Below are 23,681 nucleotides of genomic sequence, written 5' to 3'. Positions count from 1 at the left end.
ATTATTTATTACAATTCATCAAAAGGACTTTTAATTTGTTGAATGCTTTTTGTGCTTACATATGTGTAAATTTTCGGTAGTTTTAATGCTACTATGACCTAATAAACCTTAAATATAATGCAAATCAGTACCACTTTCAAGTAAATGTGTTGCAAAACTGTGTCTAAGTCTATGAAGTGTTATCGGTTTTCTTATTCTTGCTCTTTCTGCTATTCTCTTTAAAATAACTTGAGCACTTCTACTGCTGTACATACCACCAAATTGTCCTTCAAATAAAAATTCTTTTGGCTTGTAAACCAAATAATATTCAACATTCAGGAATTTTGTATTGTTTTTTTTAAAAAAACTTGTGACATTTTTTGTTTTGAAAAGTAAAGCGTCACAGTTCTTGTGACAATTTTGATTTGAAATTGGAAATGCCACACTTTTTGTGACAAATTGAAATGAATTAATGTTTTTGTCACAACAATTTTGGAGTAGCACACGTTAACCTCAGCAAAAAAAAATGCCAAGGTTCTCAACTGCTAAATGATGCCCTTTGCGATTTGAATTTACTGTAAAAGAAAATGACGATTTTTTTTAAACCAAAACAAAACCATAATAACCACACCCATATCAATACAAACAGCTTTGCAAAAACAAACTCATTTGTAAATTAAAAAAAACAAAGAATTATTAAAAATTGGTTATTAACAGAAAAGTTGAAAAAGTAAACTTTGCGTAAACCAAAATTATGAGACAACAAACCTACAACAGACAACCTACAACAGACAAACCCACAACAAACTTTGCATTAAAACTGAAAATAGATAAAAGGCTGTGCTCCTTCTGAAGCCATGGCTAGTACTAACCAAAAAACAAATCCTAAAACAATGGCTTGCAACCAAAATGGTAGTTTTCCAAATTGTTTTTCATTAAAATTTGTGATACGTTCGGGTAGAAAATGCCATACAAAACCAAAAGCTAAAACAAGAAAAACATTACTATAACCTTGAATAATTATAGACCATTGTTCTAAGCTAACATTCAATTTGCTTATGTTTTCTGTAATTTGAAAGGCTGTATTAAAATCTTTTGCTCTAAAAAACAGCCAACAAAACACTACAAAATGGAATGTTAATACTATTTGTATGCCTCTAACAAAGTAGTTTTTAGGAAGTTTTATAAATTGACCAAAGAAGCGTTCTACCGCTAAAGCCAAACCATGAAGCACGCCCCAAAAAACGAATTTCCAATTGGCTCCATGCCACAAACCTCCTAAAAGCATGGTCATGAATAAATTGAAATAGGTTCTAAAATTACCCTTTCTATTTCCTCCTAATGAAATATAAAGGTAATCTCTTAACCATGAAGACAATGATATGTGCCATCTTCTCCAAAATTCTGTTATAGAAGCCGATTTATAGGGCGTTCTAAAATTAGCTGGCAATGTGAACCCCATGAGTAATGCCAAACCAATTGCCATGTCTGAATATCCTGAAAAATCGCAATAAATTTGAATAGCATAACCATAGGACGCCATTAGGTTTTCGAAAGCAGTGTAGCTGTTGGGCGCATCGAAAACACGATCTACAAAGTTTGAAGAGATATAGTCTGAAATTACAGCTTTTTTTATTAATCCGCCAATTATTAAAAATACGGCTTTATTAAATTCCTCTTTTGTTAGCTTCAATTTTTGGTAAATCTGCGGAATAAAATCGCTTGCCCTCACAATAGGTCCCGCTACTAATTGTGGAAAGAATGACACAAAGAATAGAAAATCTACAAAGCTTTTTGTAGGTTCTAAATCTCTTCTATAAACATCTATGGTGTAACTGAGTGTTTGAAAGGTGTAGAATGAAATTCCTACAGGCAAAATAACATCTGAAAGTGTAATGTTGTCTCCAGAGAGTAGGTTAAAGTTTGTAATAAAAAAGTTAGTGTACTTAAAATAGACTAACATTCCTAAGTTAATTAACAAACTTAAAATTAGATAGAATTTTCTATATGCTTGCTTTGGTTCTGTGTGTATTAAATAGGACAAACTATAATCCACAACCGAAGAAAAAATCAATAACCAGAAATAGATTCCACTACATTTATAATAGAAAAACAAAGAAAAAAGAACCACATATCCTATTCTGAAATAGTGTGTTTTTTGACTAAGAATATAAATGAAATAGAACACCGTAAAAAAACCTAAAAAAAGACCACTATTAAAGAGTAGCGGCTGTTTTTCATTAAACAAAAACCAACTTTTTATGGTTTCCATATCTAATTCTCCAACAATATTCTGAATAAAAGACAGTACAACAACTATGGGTTTCACTTATTTAATAGCTTTAAATTGTTCGTAACTTTTTATTAATGCTTCAAAAAACAATTGCCCTTGCAATTCATATCCTGCTTTGGAATAATGCACTTTGTCTTTTGCCATTAAGCCTTTTTTATAGTTTTCATTCACACTAGACAATCCCCCTAAGGCATGGAACATGTCCCACACGGCAACATTATTTTCTACTGCTGTTTCTAGAATTTTTTTTGTATAATCGGCTACAAATGTATTGGGATATTTTCTTTTAAAGAAAGACGGTGAAGGCGTAGTGATAATGATTTCTACCGACGGATTTTCTTTGCGAATTTGCTGCACCATTTCTTTTAATTCTTCAAAATATACTGCGGTTGGTTTTTTATCAAAACTTTCATTTGTTCCTAAAGAAATTACAACTAAGCTACTTTCTAAGGCTTTTAACTGTTCAAAAAACATTGGAAATTTATTATAATCACATGCTTTTGCTCCGTTAACTCCTATGGCACTATACACTATTCCTGGATTGTTTCTCTCTAGAATTAATCCATTCAAAGCAAATGTTTCTAGCTGTTCGTTTGGCACTAAATAGATCGTATTCATCAACTCTTGACTGTAATAGTTTTGAGAGACGATATCGTTTTGTAGTGTTAATGGAATGAAGGCTGTTTTACTAATTTGTTTGGCTTCCATTTCATTGGTTGGTATTTTTATTGTTTTACCTGCATGAATGGTGTTTGAGCGCAAATTATTTGCTTTTTTTATAGCGGCAACACCAACATTATATTTGTCTGCAATAATAGATAAGGATTCTCCTCTTTTTATCTTATGGCTTATTTTTTTAGGCACAGATGATTCTATTACCATTTCATTTGAAGCAGTAGCCAAATCAAAAACCGAATTATTGTTTGGTGTTACTAGTTTTACAGTATGAAAGGCAAAATTTTTGTCGCGCACTCCAATTTGAATGGCAAAATCTTTATTTTTAGTATAGAGTGCAATACCACTTAAACCTACGGGTTGTGTGGTGTCTGGATAAATATTTCTATAGCTTTCAAAAGAAGCGTTGGAAGTATATTTAATGAAATGATTGCCATTGGTTTTAGCTAGATTATAAGGAAATGTAAATCCTAATCCGCTATTGCCATATTTATCTTGCAACAAACTACGCATCTTCCCAGTAAACAAATCGGCTTGAATATGCGAATCGCCAATGTGCACTACCCGTAGCTTGTAATCTTTTTTTTCTTCAAGCTGTTGCAGTTTTTCATAGAATTTTGAAATGGCTTCAGGATTTATAATGCTATCTGAATTTGGCATTAAAGAATCTACCATTACTGTGTTTACTAAAGCGATAGAATCTTGAACTTGTGCACTCAAAAACTGCCATGAAATGAGAATACAAAATATTATTTTATTGCGCATAGATACTGTCATCGTGTTTATGAATACTGTCTTTTTTTACAACGGGTTTTCTTTTTGCTCTCATTTTTTTATACTTTACATAGCCTTCATCTAGCTGTGCATAGACTAATTTGGCTACTTCTTGTGCTCCTCTAAAATTAAAATGCGTATAATCTTTATTGGCTTTTGCTGGCATTTCTTCTACCCATTTCACCATGCTTCCATCACCTCCCATTAAGGTGAATAGATTCACAAAGCCAGCTTCTGATGCAATAGCATATTTTTTTTGAGCACTCGATAAAGGGACTACAGCAGAATCGGTTTTCATTTCCAAGTCATATTTTGTAGCTTTATCTGCTGTTGAAATAATCAATATGGTTACTCCTGGAAAACACTCTTTTAAATGAGCAACTACGGTTTTCATTTTCTTCTCATACCACGAATAATCCAATGTGCCATAATTGAGAACATTGGTTCCATAATGAAGGACAATTAGATCATATCCTAGATGTTTATTGAATTCTGACATCATCTCTCTATTAAACATTGACAATGGTAGGCCAGAATTACCTCTACTTGAAAAATTATCGACATGCACACCTTCTCCATCATCAAAATTAAAACCATAAATAGGAATACTGTCTGCGTTTTTAAAATGTAGTTTTAAAGATGACAAACTTGTTTCTGAAAATCGCAACGTGTTTAATCTATGAGTTGGTGTTAGTTTTTTTCTTATAGTATCTTCATTTGCAATATAATATACTTCTCCTCTTTCATTTTTTGAACTTCCATAGAACAAGGTTGGTTTGTTCAAAACGGTGGCAAATTTTGTTGCATTGGCTTTGTAGCTCACCCAAGTTTTTTTTAGGGTGTCATTCGCATAAAAAACATGACCATTAATTCCAAATGGGTGCTTGGGTCTTTTCACTTTTAAATAGGATTCCATTTTCCAATTGGGTGAATACTCATGCACCAAAGAACTTCTTGAACTTGCTGATTCTGATGTGATATTAACAAACCCTACTCCTTTGCCTCCAAATTTTTCTTGAAGATAGGTTCTAAAATCTTTCACAATTAAATCGCCATCGGTCATGGAATCTCCAAAATAGGCTATACGCACATTCCCTTTCTTCTGTGTTTCTAACTGATATAATTTTTCATAAAAAGGAATCAAAAACTGAAATCCTTTATATTCTGTGTATTTTTCTGTTGGAAAAACAATTCCTTCAATTGTTGGTTTAAAAACAACTTTCCCTTGTTTATCTACTACTGCATCTGCAACTACCGAATCTTTTGCTTCTGAAATAGCCTCTAACAACAAACTATCTACAACTACATTTTTTGTAATTGCTTTTTCTTTAAATATTTTCTTGGGCAAAACTTCTTTAAACAAGAAAAAAACTATAATTGCAATTACCAATGCAAAAAAGGTCCTGAAAAAATAAGACGTTGATTTCAATTTATGTATGTATAAAATTACATTCTTTCAGGAACTTGAATCCCTAACAGTTGGAAGGCATTTTTAATAATATTCCCAACGGTCTTAGATAGTTGTACTCTAAATATTTTCTTTTCCATATTTTCCTCTGGCAAAATGGGAACATTTTGATAGAATGAATTAAATTCTTTCACCAAATCATAGGTATAATTTGCAATTAATGCTGGACTATGATTGTGAGCCGCACTTTGGATTATTTCTGGAAACATTTGCACTTGTTTGATTAGCTCTTTTTCTTTGTCCTGCATCTCGATTCCGTTCGAAGTAACTGATACAGAAGTATAATCAAAATTTGCTTTTCTTAAGATCGATTGAATACGGGCATAAGTATATTGAATAAATGGCCCTGTATTTCCATTAAAATCTACCGATTCTTCTGGATTGAACATCATCGATTTTTTTGGATCTACTTTTAGCATATAGTACTTTAACGCTCCAAGCCCGATAATTTTATATAATCTTGCTTTTTCTACATCATTATAGCCGTCTAACTTTCCTAGTTCTTCCGAAATGTTTTTTGCGGTCACAGTCATTTCTTCCATTAAATCGTCTGCATCTACAACAGTTCCTTCACGCGATTTCATTTTTCCAGAAGGTAATTCTACCATTCCATAGCTTAAATGATAAAGGTGTTCTGCCCAATCGAATCCTAATTTTTTCAAAATTAAGAACAGCACCTTAAAATGATAATCTTGTTCGTTACCCACAGTATAAACCATTCCTCCAACATCTGGATAATCTTTAACACGTTGAATGGCTGTTCCAATATCTTGTGTCATATAGACTGCAGTACCATCGGCACGCAATACAATCTTTCTGTCTAAACCTTCTGCCGTTAAATCGATCCAAACCGAACCATCTGGGTCTTTTTCAAAGATTCCTTTTTCTAATCCTAACTGCACTACCTCTTTTCCTAAAAGGTATGTATTACTTTCATAGTAGTTTGGAATATCGAAATGAACTCCTAGGTTCTCATAGGTTTGTGCAAAACCATCATATACCCATTGGTTCATTGTTTGCCACAAAGCAACAACTTCTTCATCGCCTGCTTCCCATTTGCGTAGCATTTCTTGTGCTTCTAAAATGGAAGGAGCTAATTTCTTTGCTTCTTCTTCTGTTTTGCCTTGTGCAACTAACTCACCTATCTCTTTTTTATATTGCTTATCAAATTCTACATAGAAGTTTCCTACCAGTTTATCCCCTTTTAAGCCTGTAGATTCTGGCGTTTGTCCTTCTCCAAACTTTTGCCAAGCCAACATTGACTTACAAATATGAATACCTCTATCGTTGATGATTTGAGTTTTATATACTTTTTTACCTGAAGCTTTAATAATTTCGCCTACAGAATAGCCCAATAAATTATTACGAATATGACCTAAATGCAACGGTTTGTTGGTGTTTGGTGATGAATATTCTACCATTACCGACTTTTCGTTTGCTTTTGGTGCTACAAAACCATACGTATCATTCTCTTTAATTGTATTAAAAAAAGACACATAATAGGCATCGGAAATTACCATATTTAAAAAACCGCCTACTACATTGAATTTAGCAACTTCTGCTACGTTTTCTACAAGATAGTTTCCTATTTTGGTTCCTATTTCTACTGGGTTACCTTTTAATACTTTTACCAAAGGAAAAACAACCATAGTAATATCACCTTCAAAATCTTTCCTAGTCGCTTGAAATTCAATTTTTTCAATAGTTAAATCGAATACGGATTGAACGGCTTTCTGGATGTGTGTTGTTAGTGTTTCTTGTAATGTCATTTTTCTTTGATTTTATAAAGGTGCAAATTTAGTAATTAGTGGTTAGTAATTAATGCTTCGTTTGTAGATTTTTTCTATAATATGTTAAAAAAAAGCCAAATAAAACGAGTTGGTGTAACAAACTCTTTGTTTAGCTGTCTTGTTTGTAATCATTAATCAAATCACGTTAAACAGTTACACAATGAATTTAAAGTTATTTATCTTATTTATTTTGAGCAGTTGCTTGAATTTTGCTCAAAACTCTGGAAATATTTCTGGAAAAATAATCGACCAAAAAACAAGCGAGCCGCTCCCCTATGTTACCATCGTTGTTAAAGAAAATAATGCCGTACTTACTGGTGGCATTACAGATGACAATGGTAACTTCGAAATCAATAAACTTATTCCTAAAAAATACACTATTGAAATTCAATTCATTGGATACAAAACTATTTTTAAGGAGGTAGATTTAACAACAAACTCAAGAGCCAACCTAGGCATTATTGCTATTACCGAAGATATTGCACAACTTGAAGGTGTAGAACTGGTTAAAGAACGTTCTATTATGGAACAAAAAATTGACAGAAAGGTAATTAATGTAGGTAAAGATTTAATAAGTGCAGGTGCTTCGGCTGGAGAAATCATGAATAATATCCCATCTGTGTCTGTAGACCCGCAAACCAATCAAATTAGTTTACGAGGCAATTCTAATGTGCGAATTTTAATAGATGGCAAGCCCTCTAATATTTCACCAGAACAATTATTAAAACAAATTCCTTCTGCATCTATCAAGCAAATTGAGTTAATTACTAATCCCTCAGCAAAGTACAATCCTGAAGGAATGAGTGGAATTATCAATATTGTCTTGCACAAAAATGCAAATGATGGTTTTAACGGCTCTGTGAATTCTGGAATTACCTTTGGGAAAACGCCAAAAGTCAATTCGGCTTTAGACTTGAATTATAAAACTGGAAAAGTAAATATTTATGGTAATTATGGTTTTAATCATGGGAAAAACGCTAATGATGGTTTTATAAATGGTTTTGAATTGAACAACAACAATCGTCAGGATTTCATATTTAACAACAAAAACACATCCCATTTATTCAAAGTAGGAATGGATTATTTTATTAATGATGCTAATACTTTATCTTTTTATACTACTCAAAATATATTTGATGGGGACGGAACAGGGAGAACTTATATAGATTATACTAATCCAAGTACGCCAGATATTCTACAGTTATTCAATTCTGACACCAAAAATAATTCGCAAGCTTATAATTTAGATTACAAACATAATTTCAAGAAAGAAGGAGAAAATATTGAATTAGAATTAAACTACAACAAAAACGACAGTCCTGAAAGAACAACTTTTGATTTTCCGTTTATTTCTAATTTCTCATTAAATACTGTTGCGAATACAAATGATAATTTTATTATTAATCTAGATTATGTGAACCCTTTAACCGAATCTACAAAACTAGAAACAGGTTTAGAAACACGAATTGAAAACACTTCTAATTTATTGGCTATTGACAATAATTATGACTCTAGTTTTAATTATGAAAGACGCATTTATTCTGCCTATGTTACCTATGGTAAACAATGGAAAAAATGGAGCGCTCAAGTTGGTACTAGAATTGAAAAATTTGAAGCTGAAGCCAATTTCAAAAAAATTGGAGAAGACAATGCTTCCTTTTCGGATAATTTTGTAACGTTTTATCCTTCTGGTTTTGTGAGCTATAATCCAAACGACAATAACTCTTTCAATTTCAGCATTGCAAGACGCGTGGACAGAGCTAGTATTCAACAATTGAACCCTATTAGAGAGTGGTCCACTCCAACAATAGACTCTAAAGGTAATCCTGATTTGGATCCGCAATTTACGAATTCGTTTGAATTAAACTATACCAGAAGAACAAAGATTGGTTCTATTACATCGGGTTTGTTTTATAGAAAAATATATGATGAAATTAACCGATATATTTATGAAAGTCCAACCGACCCAAATAAAAACATTTTAACCTATGACAACTTTAAAGATAATGACGCTTTTGGACTAGAAATATCGGGTAACCTAAATTTCACAAAATGGTGGAGTGCTAATTTTGGAGTAGATGCCTATTTCAGAAAACTTAGAGGTATTGTTGCTACAGATGCTGTTGAAGTGAATACTACTATTTTTAATGCACGATTAAACAATAGTTTTAAAGCCACAAAAGATTTACGCTTTCAACTTTTTGGAATGTATAGAGGAGAAGATCTTAATTTACAATTTTTAAGAAAACCTATGTGGAGAGCAGACATTGGTGCTAGCTATAGTGTATTAAAAGGAAAAGGTACTGTTAGTGCACGTTTTAGCGACATGTTTAAGGCAATGAAGTTTAGTTTTGAAGGAAATCTTCCATACAGACAAGTTGGAGCATTTCATTGGGAAAGTCAAACCGTTTATTTAGGTTTTAATTATCGTTTTGGTGGTGGAAAAAACAAAGCACTACAGCGTAAAGAAAGAGATAAGAATGAAACCAAAAACAATGGTGGAATTCTATAACAACTCCATTTATAACTTGAATTTATGGGTATAAAAAAGAGCGATTCTAAGGAATCGCTCTTTTTATGTTGATCTATCTATCCATGTCTTCAACTTCCAAATTCCATGCTCTTTTTTAAAATAATAATCAATCATTATTCCGTTTCCAACACCTCTGTTTTCGACGATTGCTTCATTATCGTTAATTACAAAATTTTGTTTATAATCTAAATGTTCTTCGGGTCGCATAAAATTCAGAAAAGAATAGTCCTCCCTTTTAATTTCTAATTTGACTAATTCAAAATCTCCATTTACTTCCAAATGCTGAATAGTTAATGGAAAATCGACTCTCTCTTCTTGAAACAAATGATTCTTACTAAATTTTTCTAGGAAAGTTAAAAAATCTTCTTCTACTCGTTCTGCTTCTATAACTTGTTTCGTTTCTACTATATCAATAGTATCTTTCGCTACATCATTTACCTCTATTATTTCTTTTTGACTATCGTTTTTGCAGCTTATTGAAAAAAAACAAAGAATGCCACTTATTCCAAAAAGAAACTGCTTCATCAATCCAGACAAAACAGTTTTATTCTTAAAATTATTTATCACCTTTTTATTACCAACGAATAATAACACTTCCCCAAGTGAATCCACTTCCAAAAGCTGCCAACACTACCAAATCTCCTTCTTTAATTTTTCCTTGTTCCCAAGCTTCTGTTAAAGCAATAGGAATAGAAGCAGCTGTAGTATTACCATACTTTTGAATATTATTATATACTTGATCGTCTGTTAGTCTAAATTTCTGCTGAATGAACTGAGAGATTCTTAAATTTGCTTGATGAGGCACTAGCATATTAATATCGGAAACCTGCAAATTATTAGCTTGTAAACCTTCATTGATAACTTCACTAAAACGCACTACTGCATTTTTAAACACAAATTGTCCGTTCATGTATGGGAAATAGCTTTCATCCTCTGGATCATTGTCTGCAATAATATCGGTCACCCACCTTTTCCCCATTCCTGGAGCAATTAATGATAATTCTTCTGCGTGTTGCCCTTCGGAATGCAAATGTGTTGACAATATCCCTTTTGTTGTGTCTTCTTCTCTACTTAAAATTGCTGCTCCAGCTCCATCTCCAAAAATTACTGAAACACCTCTTCCACGAGTTGTCATATCTAGTCCTGTAGAATGTAATTCTGAACCAATAACTAAAATATTTTTATACATTCCTGTTTTAATATATTGATCAGCAATTGAAATAGCATATACAAATCCAGAACATTGATTACGAACATCTAAAGCACCTACCGTCTTCAAACCTAAATCTCGTTGCACTAAAACTCCTGGTCCAGGAAAATAATAATCGGGACTCAAGGTAGCAAAAATTACAAAATCAATATCGGCTTTGTCAATTTTTGCTCTTTCAATAGCTATTTCAGCAGCTTTAACCCCCATGGACGTTGTGGTGTCTTCTCCTCTAACGACATGTCTTCTCTCTTTAATACCTGTACGTTCCTGAATCCATTCATCATTTGTATCCATTACTTTTGATAAATCGTCATTTGTTACAATGTTCTCTGGAACATAATATCCTAATCCTGTTATTTTTGAATGATACATCTTGCTATATTTATATTTTAAGGTGGGCAAATTTAATAAATTCTCATTTTATACTCATTGCAAAACCTATTATTTTCATTACTCTCAAAACTAAACATTTTTAGCAAACATTTTAACAAAATTTACAGAAATTACCATTTTTAAATCGATATTTTTGGTAGCAAATTTTTTAACAAACACCATCAATGAAAAATATCTTTACTTGTTTAGGTCTACTTTTGTTAAGTTTTCACTTAAACGCTCAAGAAAATTTAGGGTATCAAAAACCACCCAAAGAAATTTTAGATTTAGCAGATTATGAAAGAGCTCCGAGTGTTTCTATGGACACCAAAAAAGAGTACATGCTTTTAAGCTATAGAAATACTTACAAAAGTCTTGACGATTTAAACCAAGAAGAAATGCGTTTGGGTGGACTTCGCATTAACCCTATTACGAATATTTCAAGTACTATTACTTATTTGAATAATTTAAAAATTAGAAAGATTAAGGAAACAGAAGAAATTCAAGTGAGTGGTTTGCCAAAAAATCCAAAAATCGCAAATCTTTCTTGGTCACCAGATGAAAAATACATTTCTTTTACACACACTACAAATAAAGGTGTTGAATTATGGCTTTTAGATGTTGCTAATGCCAGCGCTAAAAAAATAACCGAAGACAACTTAAATGCAAACATGGGAAATCCTACTAGTTGGTTTAAAGATAGTCAAACCTTACTAATTAGAACACTTCCAAGCAACAGACCATCACTGATAGATGCTAAAAAAGACATTCCGACTGGTCCAACTGTTTCTGAAAGTGAAGGGAAGGTTTCTCAAAACAGAACGTATCAAGATTTGTTAAAAAACAAAACAGATGAAGCGAACTTTGAATCGTTAGTAACCTCTGAACTATATACTGTTAATTTGTCTGGCACGAAAAAACTTTTCAAATCGGCTGCTTTATATTCAAACGAGTCTTTTTCTCCTGATGGAAATTACATTATGATTACCACTATTGAAAAACCTTACTCCTATATTGTTCCTTTGAATCGTTTTCCTCAAACCACAATTATATATGATGCAACTGGAAAAGCTATTAAAACCGTTAATGAAGTTCCTTTAAACGAAATTATGCCAAAAGGGTTTATGGCTACTAGAAAAGGGAAGAGAAATATGTCTTGGAGAAGAGATGTACCTGCTACGCTATATTTTGTAGAGGCTTTAGATGAAGGAGATCCTGCTACAGAAGTTGCCTTTAGAGATGAAGTTTTTCTTTGGGAAGCTCCTTTTACAAAAAACCCTACATCGTTAGTAAAAACAAAACAACGTTTCGCTGGGATTCAATGGGGTAATGAAACTACAGCAATTCTAAGCGATTATTGGTATGACACAAGAAATAGTAAAACTTTTTTAATTAACCCTTCTGTTGAAGGTGCTGCTCCACAATTAATTTGGGACAGAAATTATCAAGATAAATATAGCGATCCTGGAAATTTTGAAACTAAGAAAAACGCTTTTGGTAGTTATGTTTTAGCTATCGAAAAAGACAAAATGTATCTGTTAGGAGACGGTTTCACTAAAGACGGTCAGTTTCCTTTTATAGACGAGTTTAGTTTAAAGACATTAAAAACAAAACGTTTATATGAATCTAAATTGACCGATAAAAAAGAAGATTTACTTTCTATTGAAGACATTAAGAAAGGGGATTTACTGGTTATGATTCAGTCTAAAAATGAGTATCCAAATTATTATTTTAGAAACTTAAAAAGTAAAAAAATCACTCCAATCACTGCGTTTAAGAATCCTTTTGAAAGTTTAAATAATGTTTATAAAGAAGTGATTACCTATAAAAGAAATGATGGCGTAACACTTTCTGGAACATTATACCTTCCTGCAAATTATGATCGAAATAAAAAAGACCAAAAACTTCCTTTATTAATTTGGGCATATCCAGAAGAGTTTAAAGACAAAAACAGTGCAGGTCAGACTACTCAAAACCCTAATGAATTTACGTTTCCATATTATGGTTCTTTTGTGTATTGGGTAACGAGAGGTTATGCTGTCTTAGACGATGCTTCTTTCCCTATTATTGGAGAAGGAACAACAGAACCAAACGACACATTCATTCCTCAATTGGTTGCTAATGCTGAGGCTGCAATAAATGCAGTTGACAATTTAGGCTATATTAACAAAAATAAAGTGGCTGTTGGAGGTCATTCCTATGGTGCTTTTATGACTGCTAATTTATTGACGCATTCTAACTTGTTTGCCTGTGGAATTGCAAGAAGTGGAGCTTATAATAGGACGTTAACTCCTTTTGGTTTTCAAAGTGAGCAAAGAAATTATTGGGATGTTCCAGAAATATACAACACCATGTCTCCATTTATGAACGCATCAAAAATGAAAACACCATTACTTTTGGTACATGGAGAAGCAGACAATAATCCTGGAACATTTACACTGCAAACAGAACGTTACTTTCAAGCTTTAAAAGGTTTAGGAGCTCCTGTTAGAATGGTGCTTCTTCCAAAAGAAAGCCATGGTTATGTTGCCGAAGAGAACATTCTTCATTTATTATGGGAACAAGATCAATTCTTAGAAAAACATTTAAAAAATTAAATAATTAACAAAACCATTGAGAAAACAGATTTAGATAAAAGCATCTCAATTTAGTTTTATCAAAAAGAAACACAATGCAATACCATTTGTCGCTTTCATTTACCATAAATGATTGTAACAGATGGTATTTTTTTAATGAAAATTCGCACTAAAAAGACATTTTCACATAAAAATGCATATACAAAAAAAATAGTTTTGTTTTTAAAATAAAATTATATAAAACGCTCTTTTTTAAAACAAAAAAAGTACAAAATTTGTTGTAAAAATACAACACAATGAATACTACTTTAATTATTGTTTTTATTCTAGGTTACATACTAATAACACTAGAACACAAGACCCACATCAACAAAGCGGCAATAGCTCTTTTTACGGGGGTTATTTGTTGGACAACCTATACATTTTCTCCAACAAATCCTGAGATTATTAACCATGAATTAATTGAACACATTGGTGATATTTCTCAAATTATCTTTTTCCTAATTGGTGCAATGACGATTGTTGAACTCATTGACTCCTATCACGGTTTCGATGTTATTAACAAACAGATTAAAACAAACGACAAAAAGAAGTTGCTCATTATATTGAGTTTTACTACTTTTTTCCTCTCTGCCGTGTTAGACAATCTAACGACTACTATTGTAATGATTACTTTAATCAAAAAATTAATACACGACAAGAATGATCGATGGTTATTTTCTGGAATGGTAATTATTGCAGCAAATTCTGGTGGTGCTTGGACGCCCATTGGAGATGTAACTACAACAATGCTATGGATTGGCGGACAAATTACTTCTATAAACATTATTCAAAAATTATTCTTACCTAGTTTAATAAGCATGTTAATTCCTATGTTTTTTATTGCGGCAATGGTAAAAGGAAAATTTGAAAAAACAACAGTAGAATTTGCCTCTGGAATTTCAAATAAAGAAAAAAACATTGTCTTTTATTTGGGTATTGGTGCACTTGTCTTTGTACCTATTTTCAAAACTTTAACTCATTTACCTCCTTTTATGGGGATTTTAATTGGATTATCTGTTCTATGGATTGTCACTGAATATTTACATAGAAAAAAAGAGGTAGAAGAAAAAATATCTGTAACAACAGCGCTAAAAAAAATTGACACACCAAGTATCTTGTTTTTTTTAGGAATATTAATGGCTGTCGCAGCACTTCAATCCACAAACATTCTTTCATCTTTAGCCACTTCCCTAAGTGAGAATGTAGGCAACTTGAAAGTCATTGCAATTTCATTAGGTGTTTTGTCATCAATAATAGATAATGTGCCTTTAGTGGCTGCTACAATGGGAATGTATGATTTACAAACCTTCCCTACTGATCATTATTTTTGGGAACTTATCGCTTATTGTGCAGGAACTGGCGGTAGTATTTTAATTATTGGTTCTGCTGCTGGTGTAGCGGCAATGGGACTAGAAAACATTAATTTCTTTTGGTATTTAAAGAAAATTAGTTTTTTTGCATTGATTGGTTATCTTGCTGGTGCAGTTACCTATATCGTATTACTATAACATTTTTTATCAGTTAAATTTATTAGTGTCTAAAGCGGGTTAAATTTTGCACTGTTGAAACAATTGTTTTTTAACTCAAATAGCATGGCTATATGCAATATTTGTATATATGATAAAGAAGCTGTCCTAAAAGTCATCTTGTCATTTCGGCCAAAGGAAGAAATCACATAACACTGATTATGAGACTCCTCCTTTCGTCGGAGTGATAAATAGGTATCGATTTTTACTTTTAGGACAAACTCTTTTATTTTTATTATTTGGGTATCACTAATAACTTTATAAATCTAACTTTATTTGAAGTCCGACACTGCTTTGTAGAGGAATATCATATCTACTTTCAAAAAAAACAGTTTGATTGTTAAAAATGGCTTCAACTAAATAATTACTCCCTCTAAAATAGGTCTCTTTCACCTCTACTTCAAAAGTTGAATTTTCAGCAACTTCCAATTGATGTGGATACACATAAAGCACGTTGTCTTCCCATTTAATTTCATTAACCTCTCCAAACAAAGATGCCACATAAAACGAGCCTGGATACGAATAAATTTCCTTAGTGTTTCCTATATCCAATATTTCTCCGTTTCGCAAAACCAAAACCTCATCACTAAATGATAACACATCATTTGCATCATGAGTGGCTATTATGCATGTAATTTCTTTTTCCTTTAAATACTTAAATATTTTTCGTCGTAAACTATTTTTTAAAAAATTATCTATATGACTAAACGGCTCATCTAACAAGAGTAACTCTGGAGCTAATGCCAAAGCTTTTGCCAAAGCAACACGTTGCATTTGTCCGCCACTCAAATATTTCACTTTTTCATTGGCAAAATCTGTCATCTCAACAACTTCTAGTAATTCAATAATTCGTTGTTTTTTCTCTTCTGGATAGAAGTTAGACAAATACTTCCCTACATTTTCCGCAACGGTAATAAAAGGCATCAAGTCAAAATCTTGAGCTAAATATTTCATAAAAGGCATTCCAGGAACCAAATGATGTTTTGGACCAAGTACTTGCTCATTATTCCAAAAAATCTCTCCTTCATCTAGATCATACAACCCATAAATTATTTTCAAAAGTGTACTTTTCCCGCATCCACTTTCACCTATTAGAGCCAAATTTGTTCCCTTTGCAACCTTAAAACTTATATTTTTCAAAGTTGGTTCATCTTTATATGAAAAATTACTTTTGAAAACTGTTAGCATTTTTTTATTTTTAATTTAAACAAATTTACAAAACAATTATTTTTTTGTCTATTGTTAATACAATAAATCAGCCTTACTTATAAACAAAGGAGACTGCCCTTTTAGGCAGCCTCCTTTGCATTTTTGTTATTTCTTTTATTTCCCTGCTTCTTTTTGAGCGTCTTGAATCATTTTTTCATTTGCAACAATCGCAAATTCTACACGTCTATTTTTACTTCTTCCTGCATCGGTCTCATTATCTGCAATTGGGTCTGCTTCACCCATTCCTTCAGTAACAAAACGAGCATTTACCAATCCTTTACTTGCCAAATAGGTTTTAACTGCCATTGCCCTCTGATTAGATAAATTTAAATTATACTCATCTGCTCCTTTACTATCTGTATAACCATAAATTTTAATATTAGTGTCTGCATACTCTTTAAATACAGGAACTAACTTATCTAAATTTTGCTTGGCTTTTGCAGTTAAAGTTGCTTTATTAAAATCGAAATTCACTGAATTCTCTCCTAATACTAACTTAATCCCTTCTCCTACTCTTTCCACTTCTGCTCCAGGCAATGCTTCTCTAATTTCTCGTGCTTGCTTGTCCATTTTATTACCAATAACACCACCAGCAACACCTCCAACAACACCTCCAATAACAGCACCCAATGCTCCGTTGCCTCCTTTTCCTAAATTATTACCTAAAACACCTCCAATAATTGCCCCTCCTACTGCTCCTATTGCAGCTCCTCTTTGGGTATTATTTGTGTTTTTTACTGCATTACAACTATTTAATGTGGTTCCTAATAAAAAAGAAGCCAAAACTATTTTTACAAATGATTTTTTCATGATATTTTTTTTCTTTATTGAATTGTCTTTTATTTTCTATTAAATTGATATACTACTTTTGTGCTTTTCCCACCAACGTTAACATAATCAACCAATTGAAATGTATTTTCAGTAATATTATCGATATTCAAAACATAACCTGCATTCATGTTTTTTGCTTTCACACCTTCTAGAAATTTAATCACAAATTTCTCTTCTTTGTTTATGTACCAAGTAATTGGTGTACTATAACCACTACATTTCTCCTTTGTTAATTTCATTTCTCCTTTATTATTGTTGGAAATAAAACGCCATTCGCTACCAACAAAACAATTAGAGTCTTCAATATTAAAAGAAGTTACTTTAATATATTCTGAACCAGGATAATTCACAGATGCAATTACCCAATCACCTTTGAGAGCGATTTCTTTTTTCATGTCTAACTTAGTACCTGTAACAGATTGAGATTTGCATGCAAAAAGCATTACCATTGCTGCAAATAGTAAAACGATTTTCTTCATAATTTAAGTGTTTTTATAGTACAAAGTTAAATCATATTTGGTTCTTTTTACAACATTAGAAAATGAAATATTTTTCACATTCTCTAAAACAACGACAAAACGTCAATTTGTCAGTTTTTAAACATTGGTACTCCTTTTGACTATTAGATTCTAAAATGTTTAATCTTAAAATAGTTTTAAAATATGTCAAGTGGAAAAATTAATGTATCAGTAGAAAACATCTTTCCTTTAATTAAAAAGTTTTTATATAGTGATCACGAAATTTTCCTTCGTGAATTAATTTCAAATGCAACCGATGCTACCTTAAAATTAAAGCATTTAACCAGTATTGGAGAGGCTAATATAGCCTATGGTGATCCAAAAATTGAGATTAAAATAGATAAAGAAAACAAACAACTTCACATTATTGACCAAGGTCTAGGAATGACTACAGAAGAAGTTGAAAAATACATCAATCAAATTGCATTTTCAGGTGCAGAAGAATTTTTAGAAAAATACAAAGACTCTGCCAAAGATTCAGGTGTTATTGGTCATTTTGGTTTAGGTTTTTATTCTGCTTTTATGGTGGCTTCAAAAGTAGAAATTATCACAAAATCTTTCAAAGACGAACCAGCTGCTCATTGGACATGTGATGGAAGCCCAGAATTCACATTAGTTGCTCATGATAAAACAGATCGTGGAACAGAAATCATTCTTCATATTGCAGAAGATTCTCTAGAATTTTTAGAAGAAAGCAAAATTAAAGGCTTGCTAATTAAGTATAATAAATTCATGCCTATTCCAATTAAATTTGGAACAAAGCAAGAAGCCTTACCAAAACCAGAAGACGCTCCAGAAGACTACAAAACAGAATATAAAGAGGTTGATAACATCATTAACAATCCAAACCCTGCTTGGACAAAACAACCTGCCGATTTAAAAGATGAAGATTACAAAAGCTTTTATAGAGAATTATATCCAATGCAATTCGAAGAGCCTTTATTCAATATTCATTTAAATGTAGATTACCCTTTCAACCTAACAGGCATTTTATATTTCCCAAAATTGGCTGCCGATTTACAAATTCAAAAAGATAAGATTCAATTATATCAAAATCAAGTATTTGTTACAGATAATGTAGAGGGAATTGTACCTGAGTTTTTAACAATGCTAAAAGGAGTAATTGATTCTCCAGATATTCCTTTAAATGTTTCGCGTTCTTACTTACAAGCTGATGGAAATGTTAAGAAAATTTCTAACTATATTACGCGTAAAGTTTCTGATAAATTAAAATCGTTATTCAACGAAAATCGCGAAGAATTTGAAAAGAAATGGAACGATATTAAAATTGTTTTAGAATACGGAATGCTTTCTGAAGCTAAATTCTATGAAAAAGCTGGAGATTTCATGTTGTATCCAACTACAGATGGAAAATTCTTCACCTTAACAGAACTAAAAGAAGCATTAGCCGCTAACCAAACTGATAAAGATGGTAAACTAGTTGTTCTTTATGCTTCTAACAAAGACGCACAGCACAGTTATATTGACATTGCAAAAGAAAGAGGCTATGAAGTACTTTTATTAGATTCTCCAATTGTTTCGCATTTAATTCAAAAATTAGAAGCAGACAATGAAAATCTAACTTTTGCCCGTGTAGATGCCGATCATTTAGACAAATTGATTGCAAAAGAAGAAACTCAAATTTCAAAACTTTCAGACGAAGAAAAAGAAACATTAAAAGGTGTTTTAGAAACTATTGTTCCAAAAGAAACTTACACGGTTCAATTGGAAGCAATGGATAGTAAATTATCTCCATTCATGATTACTCAACCAGAATTCATGAGAAGAATGAAAGAAATGAGTCAGTCTGGTGGTGGTGGAATGTTCGGAATGGGCAATATGCCAGAAATGTATAATTTAGTGGTTAACACTAATTCTGATTTGGCTACTTCTATTTTGAGTACAGAAAACGAAGACGCTAAAAAAGCACTAGTAAAACAAGCCTTAGACTTAGCAAAACTTTCTCAAGGACTACTAAAAGGAGAAGAACTAACTTCTTTCGTAAAACGTAGTTTTGAAACGCTTCGCTAAGAAGAAAGAAAATAGAGAATAGAGAATAGACATAAACCTGCAAGTTAAAATTTGCAGGTTTTTTTTATATTTTTGAATTTTAAACTTGACAAAAAACTAAAAATGTTAAATCTATTTAAAACTATCGTTACAAAATTAGGAGGTATTGATACTTCTGAATCAAACCATATCGACACATATACTGAAGAAAAAATAAACACTACAGAAGGAACAAAAATTGCAAGTTCTAAAAATAATGGTGGAATTTGGATCAGTTTTCAAGAATTAGCAGGCTATGAGTATATGAACATTACTGTTATTGGTGCTAATAATATGAAAAATTTTAATGGCTGTATTTTAAACTTCATGAATAATGACATCATAGCATTACAATTACATTCTGATACAAGAGAAATTGAGTCTAATTTTTCTAATGTTTCCAATCGATGGATTACTGATATTTCATTTGATATTACCAATAGTAACATCGATGTGATTAAGAACAATACCGCATCTTACATCAAATTAGAATACAAAAAAAAGTTTGAAATTTTCGATATTATAAAGAGTTAAACAAAGATTTTTTTATTGCATTTAACGCAAAAAAAACACTAAAAAAAACCAAAAAGAATACAATAATTTAAATTTTAACAAAAAAGGTAAATTTAATGTAAAGAAATTGTAAATTATAATTATAAGTTTGTAAACATCAAACACTTAACTTTTAATTATGAAAAAAATCAATTTTGGAAAATTTGCTTTCTTAGCAGTTTTCGCTTTAGGTTTAACTTCGTGTGAAAAAAACGAAGAAAACAACAATTCTGCACAAGAATTAAGTATTCTTACTGATGAGATTTACAACACCAAAACAACAGGAGACCTAATTGAAGCTATTTATCAAGGAAACACTGTTCAATTACTAGAAATTGAAAACGGAAAGTATCTTTTTGATGGAGATGTGGTTCTTGAAAGAAGCGATTTCTTATTACCTGGTGAAATAGCTACCGAAAAAGGAGTTTATGGCGGTGGAACATGGCCAAACAGAACCGTCAGGTGGAAATATGCTAGTGGAGTTTCTCAAAGTTTAAAAGACAAATGGGCATCTGCAACCAACACTTGGAGAAATGAATTAGGTTTTACTTTTGTACAAATTTCGGGTAGTTCTGGAGATTATATTTTAGTACAAGAAAACAGTAATGGTTCTGCCTATAGTACTAGTATTGGAAGAAGAGGTGGTCAACAAATTATTAGTATGGATCCAAGATATTTTAGCACTGGAAGTATGATTCATGAAATTGGACATGCTGTTGGATTAATTCACGAACAAAAAAGACGAGACAGAGATAATTATATTACTGTGAATTACGCTAACATTAGACCGAATTGGAAATCGCAATATGACAAATGTTCGGGTTGTACTTCTAATGGTACTTTCGATTTTAATTCTATTATGCTTTACGGTGCAAGAGCTAGTAGTTCTGTTGTATATAACACTAGTATTCCTGCCATGACCAAAAAGAACGGTTCTACGTGGAATGCACAACGTTCTTACTTGTCTTCTGGAGACAAAGCAGCTATTAACGCTAAGTATTAAAAAAACAAAAACATCTTAAACCAACCGCATACATTAATTTGTAAGCGGTTTTTTTATGCTCCTTTATCTCCAAATCACGTTATAGCGTTCACCTTAAAAACTTAATATACAAAATTTAACAAAATACGTTATTTTAATGTAATCAAATTGTTAATTTAAAGTATATGTTTGCAACAAACATTTAACTATCAATTTTTATGACAAAAAACAATTTTAGAAAATTCGCAGTAATAGCGATTTTCGCATTGGGCATGGCTTCGTGTGAAAAAAACGAAGAAAGTAGCTATTCAACACAAGAATTAAGTTTTGTAACTGATGAAATTTACAACGCTAAATCTAGTGGAGATTTAATAGACGCTGTCTATCGAGGAAAAATGGTGCAACTTCTAGAGATTGAAAATGGAAAATATCTTTATGATGGAGACGTTCTTCTCAATAGAAACGACTTTTTACTTCCTAACGAAGCAGCTACAAACAAAGGCGTTTATGATGGTGGTATTTGGCCCAACCGAACTGTTCGTTGGAAATATGACAATGGAGTATCTCAAAATCTAAAAAACAAATGGGCAGCTGCAACAAACTCTTGGAAGAACGAGTTAGGTTTTACCTTTACACAAATTACAGGAACATCTGGAGATTACATTTTAGTCCAAGAAAACAGTAATGGCTCTGCGTATAGCACCAGTATTGGTAGAAACGGTGGACAACAAATTATTAGCGTGGATCCCAATTCCTATAGCACAGGTAGTGTTATTCATGAAATTGGACATGCTGTTGGCTTAATCCACGAACAAAAAAGACCCGATAGAGACACTTATATTACTGTAAATTATTCTAACATTAGACCAAATTGGAAATCGCAATATGACAAATGTTCGGGTTGTACTGCAAATGGCTCTTTCGATTTTAATTCTATTATGCTTTACGGAGCTAGAGCTGGAAGTTCTGTTGTTTACAACACTAGTATTCCTGCTATGACTAAAAAAGATGGTACTACATGGAATGCCCAACGCTCTTATTTATCTGCTGGTGACAAAGCAGCAATTAATGCAATGTATTAAAACGTAAAATAAAAATTACAAAAAATCGTTTAACAACACATTAGTTAAACGGTTTTTTTTTTAGTTTTACAAAGTACTAATACAAAAGCAATGAAGACAAAACAAAACACCACCTACACAAAAAATGCTATTCTCTATGGCTTTTCTTTACTTTTTGAAAAAGCAGCCTATTATGGGTTTAGAGCTATAATTATTCTTCATTTATCTGAAAGCCTCATTGCTGACCTAACACTAGTGAAAATATATGAATACCTAGGAGTGTTTTCTATTGCGCTTCTATTCTCAAAAATTATTGGTGCATGTATTGGTGATTTGGCAATTGGAAATAAAAAAGCTATAATAATTGGTGCTTTCCTTCAGGCTTTAGGGGTTTTATTTTTTTGGAATGATTCTTTATACTTTCTATTGATTGGTACTCTTTTGATATTAATTGGTGGTGGTTTGTATTCCACAAATTTAACTGCTAGTTTTGGTAAAGAATTCACCAACCAACCATCCATAATAGACAGTGCGTTTACATTTTTATATGCGCTTACAAATCTAGGTTCATTTATTGGAATATTAGCCCTTGGCTATATTTCAGAAATAAATTTCAAATATGCTTTAGTTTTAACCTCTATACTCTTTTTTTTAGCCGGGTTCCTATCGTTGCTTTCCTCTAATGATAAAAAAATAGCAATTATCAAAAATCGGACTTTTCAATTACCTAAAAGAGTACTGATAGTCATTATTGCTACCACACTAGCAAGTATTTATTGGTTCATCTATGAACAAAACATGACTTTATTCTATGACCAAATAACACAATTAACAGAAAATAGTTTATTTGAAACCTTTAACAAATACAACGCAATTTTTATTGGCTTATGCTGTATTTTATTATCCGTCTTATGGTATTTTTTCAACATAAAACAAATAACAAAAATTACAGTAGGATTTCTACTCACAAAAATTGGAATTGGGTTATTTTTATTTTTTCCAAAAATTCCAAATGAAGACAAAATATATTTTATTTCCCTAAATTTCATGTTTTTAAGTTTAGCAGAAACATTAATTGCACCAACTGTAAATGCAATGGTTACAAAATATACTAATCCTAACTATTTAGCTATAGTGTTTAGTGTTATTTTACTTCCTTCCTATTTTATTTCTAAAGCTTATCAATATAAAGCGACAACTCAACCATACCAAAAGACATCAATTTGAAAATTGGTTTCGGG

At 31.8% G+C, this 23,681-nt stretch carries 18 protein-coding genes; 8 read left to right on the top strand and 10 right to left on the bottom strand.

The genetic code is table 11. The annotated features are described in order from the left end of the window. Positions 1 to 108: 108 nt before the first annotated feature. The 5 genes from ACZ49Z_RS11485 to argS form a co-directional block, all read right to left on the bottom strand. Entirely contained in the window at positions 109 to 423 is a 315-nt protein-coding gene (locus ACZ49Z_RS11485; RefSeq protein ID WP_464304458.1) for a tyrosine-type recombinase/integrase, read from the bottom strand. Between the two features lie 370 nt (positions 424 to 793). Then, positions 794 to 2,251 (bottom strand): MBOAT family O-acyltransferase, encoded by a 1,458-nt coding sequence (locus ACZ49Z_RS11480; protein WP_464308066.1) that lies wholly within the window; start codon positions 2,249 to 2,251, stop codon positions 794 to 796. Positions 2,252 to 2,308: 57 nt separating this feature from the next. Beyond that, on the bottom strand, positions 2,309 to 3,724 hold the full coding sequence (locus ACZ49Z_RS11475) for a GDSL-type esterase/lipase family protein (protein ID WP_464304457.1): 1,416 nt from the start codon (positions 3,722 to 3,724) through the stop codon (positions 2,309 to 2,311). After that, positions 3,702 to 5,150, bottom strand: a complete 1,449-nt coding sequence (locus ACZ49Z_RS11470; RefSeq protein ID WP_464304456.1) for an SGNH/GDSL hydrolase family protein — start codon at positions 5,148 to 5,150, stop codon at positions 3,702 to 3,704. The genes ACZ49Z_RS11475 and ACZ49Z_RS11470 overlap by 23 nt, the downstream gene beginning before the upstream one ends. Before the next feature lie 17 nt (positions 5,151 to 5,167). Next, positions 5,168 to 6,958 (bottom strand): arginine--tRNA ligase, encoded by a 1,791-nt coding sequence (argS, locus tag ACZ49Z_RS11465; protein WP_464304455.1) that lies wholly within the window; start codon positions 6,956 to 6,958, stop codon positions 5,168 to 5,170. A 181-nt stretch (positions 6,959 to 7,139) separates the two neighbouring features. On the opposite strand from argS, the gene ACZ49Z_RS11460 reads away from it, so the two are divergent. Continuing rightward, positions 7,140 to 9,491, top strand: coding sequence for a TonB-dependent receptor (locus ACZ49Z_RS11460; protein WP_464304454.1), 2,352 nt, complete (start codon positions 7,140 to 7,142; stop codon positions 9,489 to 9,491). Positions 9,492 to 9,554: 63 nt separating this feature from the next. On the opposite strand, the gene ACZ49Z_RS11455 is transcribed toward ACZ49Z_RS11460, so the two are convergent. Together ACZ49Z_RS11455 and ACZ49Z_RS11450 are read right to left on the bottom strand one after the other, a co-directional pair. After that, complete coding sequence (locus ACZ49Z_RS11455; RefSeq protein ID WP_464304453.1) at positions 9,555 to 10,079, bottom strand: DUF4348 domain-containing protein; 525 nt, start codon at positions 10,077 to 10,079, stop codon at positions 9,555 to 9,557. 7 nt (positions 10,080 to 10,086) lie between these two features. Then, on the bottom strand, positions 10,087 to 11,094 hold the full coding sequence (locus tag ACZ49Z_RS11450; RefSeq protein WP_464304452.1) for a 3-oxoacyl-ACP synthase III family protein: 1,008 nt from the start codon (positions 11,092 to 11,094) through the stop codon (positions 10,087 to 10,089). Between the two features lie 185 nt (positions 11,095 to 11,279). On the opposite strand from ACZ49Z_RS11450, the gene ACZ49Z_RS11445 reads away from it, so the two are divergent. After that, positions 11,280 to 13,691, top strand: coding sequence for an alpha/beta hydrolase family protein (locus ACZ49Z_RS11445; RefSeq protein ID WP_464304451.1), 2,412 nt, complete (start codon positions 11,280 to 11,282; stop codon positions 13,689 to 13,691). 275 nt (positions 13,692 to 13,966) lie between these two features. After that, entirely contained in the window at positions 13,967 to 15,220 is a 1,254-nt protein-coding gene (gene nhaD, locus ACZ49Z_RS11440) for a sodium:proton antiporter NhaD (RefSeq protein ID WP_464304450.1), read from the top strand. A 276-nt stretch (positions 15,221 to 15,496) separates the two neighbouring features. Here the strand turns inward: nhaD and ACZ49Z_RS11435 are convergent, their stop codons facing one another. The 3 genes from ACZ49Z_RS11435 to ACZ49Z_RS11425 all read right to left on the bottom strand — a co-directional run bounded on the left by ACZ49Z_RS11435 (position 15,497) and on the right by ACZ49Z_RS11425 (position 17,757). Beyond that, entirely contained in the window at positions 15,497 to 16,426 is a 930-nt protein-coding gene (locus ACZ49Z_RS11435) for an ABC transporter ATP-binding protein (protein WP_464304449.1), read from the bottom strand. 135 nt (positions 16,427 to 16,561) lie between these two features. Next, positions 16,562 to 17,257 (bottom strand): YiaD family glycine zipper/OmpA-like lipoprotein, encoded by a 696-nt coding sequence (locus tag ACZ49Z_RS11430; RefSeq protein WP_464304448.1) that lies wholly within the window; start codon positions 17,255 to 17,257, stop codon positions 16,562 to 16,564. A gap of 29 nt (positions 17,258 to 17,286) precedes the next feature. After that, a complete protein-coding gene (locus ACZ49Z_RS11425; protein ID WP_464304447.1) occupies positions 17,287 to 17,757 on the bottom strand; it encodes a hypothetical protein in 471 nt (156 codons plus the stop codon). A gap of 183 nt (positions 17,758 to 17,940) precedes the next feature. Here ACZ49Z_RS11425 and htpG point away from each other — a divergent pair, with 183 nt between their 5' ends. The 5 genes from htpG to ACZ49Z_RS11400 all read left to right on the top strand — a co-directional run bounded on the left by htpG (position 17,941) and on the right by ACZ49Z_RS11400 (position 23,667). Continuing rightward, entirely contained in the window at positions 17,941 to 19,827 is a 1,887-nt protein-coding gene (gene htpG / locus ACZ49Z_RS11420) for a molecular chaperone HtpG (protein ID WP_464304446.1), read from the top strand. A gap of 102 nt (positions 19,828 to 19,929) precedes the next feature. Further along, positions 19,930 to 20,379 (top strand): hypothetical protein, encoded by a 450-nt coding sequence (locus ACZ49Z_RS11415; RefSeq protein WP_464304445.1) that lies wholly within the window; start codon positions 19,930 to 19,932, stop codon positions 20,377 to 20,379. Between the two features lie 157 nt (positions 20,380 to 20,536). Beyond that, on the top strand, positions 20,537 to 21,400 hold the full coding sequence (locus ACZ49Z_RS11410; protein ID WP_464304444.1) for a M12 family metallopeptidase: 864 nt from the start codon (positions 20,537 to 20,539) through the stop codon (positions 21,398 to 21,400). Between the two features lie 197 nt (positions 21,401 to 21,597). Then, on the top strand, positions 21,598 to 22,461 hold the full coding sequence (locus ACZ49Z_RS11405; protein WP_464304443.1) for a M12 family metallopeptidase: 864 nt from the start codon (positions 21,598 to 21,600) through the stop codon (positions 22,459 to 22,461). A gap of 90 nt (positions 22,462 to 22,551) precedes the next feature. Further along, complete coding sequence (locus ACZ49Z_RS11400) at positions 22,552 to 23,667, top strand: MFS transporter (RefSeq protein WP_464304442.1); 1,116 nt, start codon at positions 22,552 to 22,554, stop codon at positions 23,665 to 23,667. The last annotated feature ends 14 nt before the right edge of the window (positions 23,668 to 23,681 follow it).

The sequence above is a fragment of the Flavobacterium sp. KY-23415 genome (assembly GCF_055384985.1).
This window is presented reverse-complemented; position numbering and strand designations above follow the sequence as displayed.